1 protein-coding gene is annotated in these 1295 nt (G+C 47.6%); it reads left to right on the forward strand.

Annotated elements, in window-relative coordinates; all coding sequences use genetic code 11:
- The coding region (locus BOW51_RS10855; protein WP_135568290.1) for a DEAD/DEAH box helicase family protein at nucleotides 1–1295 on the forward strand (1295 nt) is incomplete at both ends.

Below are 1295 nucleotides of genomic sequence, written 5' to 3' on the forward strand. Positions count from 1 at the left end.
ACCCAGGTGCTGACAGACAACAACCTGCTGAGCATCAAGCAGTCTCCTGAGTTCAGCAAAAACAAAAGCCCTGATACGCCCACAAACCGAATCTGCACATCTTTGTTCCAGCGTGAACGACTGGCCTTTGTGTTGGAATTTGCCCTTGCTTACGTAAAAGAAAGCAGCAGCCTGCAAAAGCACGTCATGCGTTACCCGCAGATGTTCGCTACCAAAGCGATAGAGAAAAAGCTCGAAGCGGGCGTGAAAAAGGGCATTATCTGGCACACTCAAGGCAGCGGGAAAACAGCGTTGGCCTATTACAACGTCAAATACCTTGCGGATTACTTCCAGAAAAAGGGCGTAATGGCCAAGTTCTATTTCATAGTTGATCGTATGGATTTGCTGATTCAGGCCGGTAGAGAGTTCACATCGCGCGGTTTACTTGTGCATAACATCGATTCTCGGGATGCCTTCGCCAGAGACATCAAACAGACCGCCGCCATCCACAATAATTCAGGTAAGGCTGAGATTACTGTCGTCAACATCCAGAAATTCAAAGATGACCCCGCTGTAACGAAAAACAGCGATTACAACCTGAATGTTCAGCGCGTCTTCTTTCTGGATGAAGTTCACCGTAGCTACAACCCTAAAGGCAGTTTTCTAGCGAATTTGGAGCAATCAGACCGCAACTCAATCAAAATTGGCTTAACGGGTACGCCCATACTGGGCGAGGCGTACAACTCCAAAACACTGTTTGGCGGATACATCCATAAGTACTACTACAACTCATCCATTAAAGACGGCTACACACTGCGATTGATCCGTGAAGAAATCGAAACCAGCTACCGACTCACCCTGCAAAAAGCTCTGGAAGAGATCGAAATTCTCAAAGGCAACGCAGATAAGAAGCTGGTCTATGCACATGCCAAGTTTGTAGAGCCAATGCTGGACTACATCGTCAAAGACTTTGAGCAAGCCCGTATCAGCATGAATAACAACACCATCGGCGGCATGGTGGTTTGTGACTCATCCGAACAGGCTAAAATGATGTATGAGGTCTTCCAGCAGCAATATGCGAAGCAAGAGCCGCAGTCCCAGGCGATGGTTGCGGAACCAAGTACCAGCTACAACGCCAAAAAGAAACAGGATAGCGAGGTCAACACCGCCGCCGTGATCCTGCACGACATCGGAACTAAACAAGAGCGAAAAGATTTAGTAGAAGACTTTAAAGAAGGCAAGATTGACCTGCTGTTTGTCTACAATATGCTATTAACCGGCTTTGATGCGCCGCGCCTGAAAAAGCTCTACCTAGG

The sequence above is a fragment of the Solemya elarraichensis gill symbiont genome, from assembly GCF_002021095.1.
GTDB lineage: Bacteria > Pseudomonadota > Gammaproteobacteria > Chromatiales > Chromatiaceae.